We start from the raw sequence: 7,736 nt of genomic DNA, 5'->3' as shown, positions 1-7,736 counted from the left end.
AACGGACACATGACGCGGGACATACCCGGACATATCACGTGGGACATCCCGCCCGAAAACACGAAAAATCCCGCGTCACAGGCGGACCTATGACGCGGGACATCACATTGTCGGGCTAGCGGGATTTGAACCCACGACCCCTTGACCCCCAGTCAAGTGCGCTACCAAACTGCGCCATAGCCCGAAGCGATAAGAAAACTTAGCGCTATCCCCGTTTCGATAACCTGATTTCTACATCGGGTTATCGCCACGTGGACCACATGAGATTACCTCATGAGCACAGAAAAATACAAATCCCAGAAGGTGACGTAGCCCGCTCTTTGCGCGGAGCTGCGATGCGCTCAGTTCCGCGCAATCACTGCGGAGCGATGCCTCCGAATCGCCTCAAGGGCGGATGGCCTCACTAGAGTTATCACCCCGAATCGTTATAGGATTGTTACCGATAAAGACGCGCCCGGGGGAGCATTCCAGGGCAGTGAAGGAGAAGTCATATGGCTGAACAATTTGACCCGAGGTCGGCCGCACCCGCACCTACGGAAACTTCTCGCTTCACCGCTATTGGTGCGCAGCCTGATCAACCGGTGGCTGAACGGCATCTCAGCCCGCAAGAATGCACAGCTATTGATGCCCTCCCCGCCGGCTCCGCGCTCCTCATTGCACTCTCCGGCCCTAATTCCGGGGCTCGATTCCTTCTTGATGGGGAAGTAACAAATGCAGGGCGTTCCCCGCGTGCCGATATTTTCCTTGACGATGTCACCGTTTCCCGTAAGCACGTTCAGTTCTTCCGCCGTGGTGATACTTTCCATGTGCGGGATTCCGGTTCTCTCAACGGCACCTACGTCAATCGGGAACGGGTGGATGATGCCGCGCTCCGCACCGGTGATGAGATCCAAATCGGAAAATTCCGGTTAACTTTCTACGCTTCGCGAGCCGGTGCGTGATACACCGGTGATTTCTCGCGCTTCTACGGCCACGCCCGATTCTTCCTACCCGTCCACTTCCGCAACCCACCGTGTGCGGGCAGATGGTAGTCCGAGCACCTGGCCCCATGATCTCAGCCACGAACCAACTCTGCGCATTGGGGAGGTTCGCCGTGCCCTCACCGATGAATTCCCCATGCTCTCGGTCTCGAAAATCCGGCACTACGAATCCATTGATCTCATTTCTCCCTATCGCACCGCCACTAATCAGCGGCTCTTTTCTACCTCGGATACCGAGCGTTTGCGCTTCATCCTGAGGGAACAACGCGACCGCTTTCTACCTCTCGATCAAATCCGGGAGGAGCTGCGGCAGCTCGATGAGGGAATCATTGAGGCCCCGGGGCGCCCCGGGGGAATGCGCGCCGTCGCCGCACCGGAAGTGCGCCGCCCAAAACCGGGCGAACGTATTACCCAAGCCGAACTAGCAGATATGACCGGAGCGGCTCTGGGTACTATTGAGGAACTCGTAACCGCCGGCATCCTTGCTACCGATGCGCGGGGGCGCCTTTCCGCACAATCAGCGGATATTGTGCGCTACTGCGTGATGCTCCTGGAAGCCGGCTACGATCTGCGTCAGATTCGCAGCGTCAAGAATTCCGCGCACGCCCAGGCAGTGATGATTACCACCCAGCTGGCCACAGAACTCGCAAAGAAAACACCCGTCGCCTCCGAACGCGCTCTCAACCAAGCCGCCGAGGACGGTACCACTGTCGCGCGGCTTTACGGCGCTCTTCTCACAGAAAATATCGAAGTGGAACTGCGCTAAATTACGTTCCGCCGCGGTACTCAAGGAGCGCGTTTTTGACCTCCGCTCACTGCACTCAGGCCAGCCCACACCCCGGTAAGCAGCCTTTTTGCGCAAAAGTGAGTCACGTCAGGCAGACAGCACCGCCCACTCAGGAGTAGTGTGGCAGTACAACTTCATATCGATTGAACCGAACCCAGGTCATGCTGGGCACCTCAACTAGCAGGAGACAATTAATGTCAGGTTCTGTGGAAACCCAAGGTATCGACCTTGTTTCGCCCCACGAAAGGTACGGTCGCCCCCGCGATCTTTTCTTCCTGTGGGCGGGCACAACCACTAATATTTTTACCGTGTCCTACGGCGCCATGCTGGTGCTACTCTATGGACTTTCATTCACGCAAGCGCTCGCCGTTATTGTGATCGGCAACGTTATCGCATATCCGCTTCTCGCGCTGACCTCCATTCAAGGGCCGCTAACCGGCACCACCACGATGACCATTTCGCGAGCATCGCTCGGTACTCGCGGTGCTCGTATTAATGGAGTTCTGTCCTGGCTGATGCTCATCGGCTTCGAAGCCGGGGGACTCATTCTCGTTTACTATGCCTGTGAGGCACTCCTCGCTCGTGCGGGTATCGCCCTGGAGGGCGGCGCGCAGATTACCGTCGTCGTTCTTCTTGCGGGTATTCAGCTTCTTCTTCCCCTTCTTGGCCACCGGATACTCATGGCAGCACAAAAATACGCAACCATGATTTTCACGGTGGCTTTTATTGTGTTAGCAGCCCTCATTATTCCGCAGGCCGCGCCGGGCGCCTCCGCGGGTACCGATTCGCTCTTCACCCTGATTTCTGCAACCTCGCTCGTTATTGTTTCGGGCGGGCTTTCCTGGGCGCCAAGCGGAGCAAATTTCTCCCGTTATCTACCCGCTAATTCTTCGCCACTCGCAGTGGGAACCTGGGCGGCGCTGGGTGGGTTTATTCCCTACGTGCTACTCCAGACCCTCGGGGCCGCGATGGCAACTGTAGCGGTTCCCGCTGAGGTGGAACTTTCTAATCCGCTGGCCGTCCCGGCGATCCTCAGCCCGGCGTTTGCGGTGCCTTTCCTCATTCTTGTTATGGTCGGTTTGCTGCTCCAAAACGGCACCAACCTCTATTCTTCCGGCCTGAATTTGCAGACCGCCGGTATCCACGTTCCGCGCATGGTTATCGTGTGCATCGACAGCCTCATCTGCGTGGCCATCTGCATTTTCGCGATCCAGCAGGAAGCGTTCTACAGCCTCCTCAATGCTTTCGCCGCCTCGCTAAGCATCTGGCTGGCGCCGTGGGTGACCGTATATTTGCTGGATTGGGTGGCCCGGCACGGCACCTACCATCTTTCCGGCCTGGCCATTGAATCCCACGGCCCGTACTGGGGCAGCGGTGGGGTGCGCTGGTCCGGAATGGCCGCGCTGCTGGGCGGCATGCTCTGCTCAGCGCTCTTCACAAACTCTGGCTACCTGGTGGGCCCGCTCACCCGACTCCTCGTGGATGTGCCCGCCGCGGCACCGGATCTGTCCATTCCCGCCGGAGTGATCGCCTCCGCGCTAATCTACCTGGCTCTGCGCCCGGTGCGCGAACGCGAACGCGCTGCCCGCCGGGCCTTCATTACCGCTGCCTAAAGGCCGCATACCGTCACCCCGCAACAACGTCATTATTTTTAGGAGAAACTCATGCCTCATCGTCAGCTTCTTGATGTCGCCTACGGGCGCGCCCACGCCGACACCATTATTGACAACGGAATTCTGGTAAACGTTCTCACCGGGGAAACCTACCCCGCCTCCGTCGCCATCGCTTACGGGCGCGTGGCCGCGGTGGGGAACGTGGACGCGCAGCGCGGCCCGAACACCACCATTATTGATGCCGACGGCGCCTATCTGACTCCCGGTCTCATTGACGGGCATCAGCACATCGAATGCTCCAAGCTTTCCGTGACGATGTTCGCGGATCTGGTATCCCGCTACGGAACAACCTCCGTTATTTCCGGCCTCGACCAGATCCTGGTATCCGCAGGCCTGGAAGGCGTCAAGGAATTCCTGGCCGAAGCCGAAGAATCCTCCATGCGAGTGTGGTGGGGTGCGCCCGCTAAAGCTCCCTACACGGTTCCTGAATCTACCGTGGGGCACCGTTTCGCGGTGGAAGACCATCGGAAAGTGCAGCGCATGCCCGAATGCGTAGGCTTGTGGGAAACCGTGCAGGAAATGGTGGAATACGGTGATGAAGAAGTCCTCACCGCCATGGACCTGGCCGAGGAAAACCGCCTGCACGCCTTTGGCTGCGCACCGCTCGTGGATGCCCGCCGGGTAGCCGGCTACGCGGCTTCGGGCGTGACGCTGTGTCACGAATCCTATTCTCCGGAAGAAGAACTGGAGAAGATGCGTAACGGCATCAATATCCTTATCCGGGAATCCACCGCCGCCCCGATGCTCGAGGAAAATATTAAGCTCATCACCGAGATGGGCGCCCCGGCCCACCGGGTTGGTTTCTGTACCGACGATGTGACGGCCACCGATATTTTGGGCCGCGGCCACCTCGATTACGTGGTGCGCCTGGCCATTGCGAAGGGAATTGATCCCGTCACCGCGATCCAGATGGCCACGATTAACACCGCGCGGATGTTCCAACTCGATGACCGCATCGGTGCGATTGCTCCGGGGCGTTTCGCGGATATTCTCTTCGTTGATTCCCTCGATGATTTCCGGCCCCGCACCGTCCTCAAGGGTGGGAGGATCGTGGCGCAGAACGGTGCCGCCGTGCACGCCCCGCATGCACCGCAGCGCACCGCAGCGGTGCTCGATACTTTCAAGCTCGCCCCGGTCAGCGCTGATCGCATCGCAGTTCGGGTTGCCGATTCGGCTACCTCGGCGCGAGTGCGCACCATCGTGCTCTCCAAGGATGTTGCCTTCAAGCGCCCCGGCGCTGAGGTGGAACTCGAGGTCGTGGACGGCAAAGTACAACCCGATACTGCCCAGGATGCCGTTTATGTATGCGTAGCGGAACGCTACGGCAAAACCACGAATTTGCCCGTTGCTTTTATTCAGGGCTTCGGCCTCAAGCGCGGGGCAATTGCCACCTCGGCGGCCCCGGACGATAACAATGTGGTGTGCGCGGGAGTAAACCCGGAGGATATCGCGCTGGCGATTAACGAAGTTTCCCGCCTGGGCGGGGGACAGGTTGCGGTGTGTGATGGCGAGGTTGTTGCCTCCCTGCCCCTCCCGGTGGGTGGCATTGTTGCCGACCTGGTAGCCGAAGATATGGCCACCGCCGAAGCGGAGATGGACCGGGCTGCCCGGGAGGTGCTGGGTGCGGATCTCGATTCGCCCTTTGGCCAGCTCATCTTCCTGTCCATCACCGCGATTCCCGATTGGGCGATCACCGATCTCGGCCTCATTGACTGCGTCAAATTTGACGTCGTCGATCCCGTTATTGCAACACGGTAACGTAACAGGTACCCGCGAACGTCACCGCGCAGAAAGGAAAAATATGACCACGATATCGCCCTTCGTGCAGGGTCTGCCCAAAGTTGAGCTCCACCTGCATATTGAAGGCACCCTGGAACCCGATCTCAAATTCAAGCTCGCCGCGCGCAATGGTGTGGAGCTCCCTTACGCCAGCGAGGAGGAGGTGCGGGCTTCCTACCAATTCGATGACCTCGCCTCTTTCCTGGACGCTTATTACGAAGGCATGAGCGTGCTGCTTACCGCGGAAGATTTCTATGACCTCGCGATGGAGTATTTCCGCAAGGTAGCGCGCCAAAACGTTCGTTACGTGGAGATGTTCTTCGATCCGCAGGCGCATACCTCGCGCGGGGTGGAATTCCATACCGTGATCTCCGGGCTGCGCCGTGCCCAGATTGAGGCGCGCGAACAGCTGGGTGTGGACAGCGCTCTGATTATGTGTTTCCTGCGGGATTTCCAGGCTGAATACGCCATGGCAACCCTGCTGGAATCCCTGCCGTACCGCCCCTGGATTATCGGCGTGGGGCTTGATTCGGATGAAACCGGCAACCCGCCCGCCAAGTTCGCGGCCGTCTTCGCGAAGGCCCGCGAGCTGGGCTATCAGCTGACGATGCACTGCGATGTTGATATTGCAGATTCAGCGGAGCATATTCGTCAGGTTCTCGAGGACGTGCGGGTGGACCGCGTGGACCACGGTACGAATGTGGTGGAAAAGCCCGAGTTGGTGGAATACATGGCTGAGCACGGTATCGGTCTGACCTCCTGCCCGATCTCCAATACCTGGGTGTCCGACGGCTCTAAGGTGGGACTGCTCACCGAACTGGATAAGCGGGGGGTCAAGGTTACTGTCAATTCGGACGACCCAGCCTATTTCGGTGGCTATATCGCGGAGAATTACCAACGCGTGGCGGACGAAGCCGGGGCAGATGAGGAGACCCTCAAGCGTTTCGCGCGCAATGCGGTGGATATTTCCTGGGCGCCGGCCTCGCTCAAGGAACGCATCGCCGCGGAGATTGCTGCCTACGAGGGCTAGGTGAGGTAGGCGCTGGGGCGTGCGCGCGGCATCTCGCATGCTTGCCTCAGGTACCTCAACTGTCACAATAACATCGCATGTATCGTTTATCACATCGCGATGGGAACGACGGCGCCGGCCGCTTCCCGTGTGGGAGCGTGCCGGCGCCGCGGGCTTTAAGTGGCGGGAAGTAGCCAATCTCAAGGATGGGTGCGGTAAGCTAGGGGAGTAGTAAACGGCGCTTGGTTGCGGCGCCTTCCCCTAAAGCTCAAGTTGAGCTTTAGACACGCCGCGCCGGGCGCTGACCCGCTGGCCGGCCTGCTATATCGTGGTAGCTAACACTGGCAACCGGCCAGAATCCACGCTGCGAAACGGAGAGACTATGAGCGACGCGACTGCCAAGGACGCGACGTATCGGCGCACCCAACCGATGCTCTTCGGCGATCCTCTTCCCGAGCTTGACGCCGAAACCGGCTACCGCGGTCCGATTGCCTGCAAGGCAGCAGGCATCACCTACCGTCAACTCGATTACTGGGATCGCACCGGTCTTGTTTCGCCTACCGTGCAAAATGCGTCGGGTTCCGGCAGTCAGCGTCTCTATTCTTTTAAAGACATTCTGGTTCTCAAGGTGGTCAAACGCCTCTTGGATACCGGGGTATCGCTCCAGCAGATTCGGGTTGCGATCGCACAGCTCAAGGATCGCGGAGTGGAAGATCTGGCCGGTATCACCCTCATGTCCGATGGCGCTTCGGTCTACGAATGCACCTCCGATGATGAAGTGATTGATTTGGTCAAGGGCGGCCAGGCTGTTTTCGGCATCGCGGTTGGCCGGGTTTGGCGTGAAATCCAGGGTTCGCTTTCAGAACTTCCCACCGAACGTGCTGAAGAAGAAGTGGTGGATGAATTGGCGCAGCGGCGGGCTGCCAAGCGCCGCCGCGGTGCATAACTCACAATTCTTTTACCATCCAGGTCCGTTGCCGAAGTGCAGCGGACCTGTTTCGTTTATTATCAAGGCTCCAGGTAGCTCTTGCTCATTTCCTCCCCTGGCGAGCAACGTCACTCAGCAGTATAGAAACCCGGCACCGTTACCACGTAAACGAAACCTCTGGAGGAAGCTTTTATAGCTTCGTTTCCAGAGGCTTCGTTTACATTACTGTTTTCCCGTAATCGTAGTGGCTAATTTCCGTAGTTATTTTCTATCCCAATGGCGCAACCGAACGAAGGCAAGGCCGGTGGCAAGAAGCAGTACAACTCCTGCAATACCACCAGCTGCTGCCGTTCCTGTATGCGCGAGCTTTTTGGCGGAAGTGGAACTGATTGCATTGTCGGTACCCGAATTTGTGGGATTAGGGCTGGGAGTCCCCGGTTTCGTTCCCGGGTCGTCATCAGGCTTCGTTCCCGGATCACCACCAGGCTTGGTCCCCGGATCACCACCAGGCTTGGTCCCCGGATCACCACCAGGCTTGGTCCCCGGATCACCACCAGGCTTGGTCCCCGGATCACCACCA

The 7,736-nt window shown here is 58.8% G+C and carries 7 protein-coding genes and 1 tRNA gene; 6 read left to right on the top strand and 2 right to left on the bottom strand.

Annotated elements, in window-relative coordinates; all coding sequences use genetic code 11:
* Window positions 1–110: 110 nt before the first annotated feature.
* Window positions 111–184: transfer RNA gene (locus PWJ82_RS09215), tRNA-Pro, on the bottom strand.
* Between the two features lie 307 nt (window positions 185–491).
* Here PWJ82_RS09215 and PWJ82_RS09210 point away from each other — a divergent pair.
* The 6 genes from PWJ82_RS09210 (at window position 492) to PWJ82_RS09185 (ending at window position 7,174) form a co-directional block, all read left to right on the top strand.
* Window positions 492–941 carry an FHA domain-containing protein gene (locus tag PWJ82_RS09210; protein WP_126134457.1) on the top strand — a complete coding sequence of 150 codons (450 nt, stop codon included), beginning with the start codon at window positions 492–494 and terminating at the stop codon, window positions 939–941.
* The gene (locus PWJ82_RS09205) at window positions 934–1,746 is read left to right on the top strand and encodes a MerR family transcriptional regulator (RefSeq protein WP_274734157.1); all 813 of its coding nucleotides are present in this window, start codon (window positions 934–936) and stop codon (window positions 1,744–1,746) included. The genes PWJ82_RS09210 and PWJ82_RS09205 overlap by 8 nt, the downstream gene beginning before the upstream one ends.
* A 215-nt stretch (window positions 1,747–1,961) precedes the next feature.
* Window positions 1,962–3,380: a purine-cytosine permease family protein gene (locus PWJ82_RS09200; protein ID WP_274736367.1), complete on the top strand. Its 1,419-nt coding sequence runs from the start codon at window positions 1,962–1,964 to the stop codon at window positions 3,378–3,380.
* Window positions 3,381–3,431: 51 nt separating this feature from the next.
* The gene (locus PWJ82_RS09195; RefSeq protein ID WP_274736365.1) at window positions 3,432–5,198 is read left to right on the top strand and encodes an adenine deaminase C-terminal domain-containing protein; all 1,767 of its coding nucleotides are present in this window, start codon (window positions 3,432–3,434) and stop codon (window positions 5,196–5,198) included.
* A 43-nt stretch (window positions 5,199–5,241) separates the two neighbouring features.
* A complete protein-coding gene (gene add / locus PWJ82_RS09190; protein ID WP_274736364.1) occupies window positions 5,242–6,249 on the top strand; it encodes an adenosine deaminase in 1,008 nt (335 codons plus the stop codon).
* 361 nt (window positions 6,250–6,610) lie between these two features.
* Window positions 6,611–7,174, top strand: a complete 564-nt coding sequence (locus tag PWJ82_RS09185; protein ID WP_016442803.1) for a MerR family transcriptional regulator — start codon at window positions 6,611–6,613, stop codon at window positions 7,172–7,174.
* 243 nt (window positions 7,175–7,417) lie between these two features.
* Here the strand turns inward: PWJ82_RS09185 and PWJ82_RS09180 are convergent.
* Window positions 7,418–7,736, bottom strand: a 319-nt coding sequence (locus tag PWJ82_RS09180; protein ID WP_274736362.1) for a hypothetical protein, incomplete at its 5' end; no start/stop codon positions are given.

Source organism: Actinotignum schaalii (assembly GCF_028864145.1).
In the GTDB taxonomy this organism is placed as follows: Bacteria; Actinomycetota; Actinomycetes; order Actinomycetales; family Actinomycetaceae; genus Actinotignum; species Actinotignum schaalii_B.
Note: the sequence above shows the minus strand (reverse complement) of the source record. Positions and strands in the feature narration are given on the sequence as shown.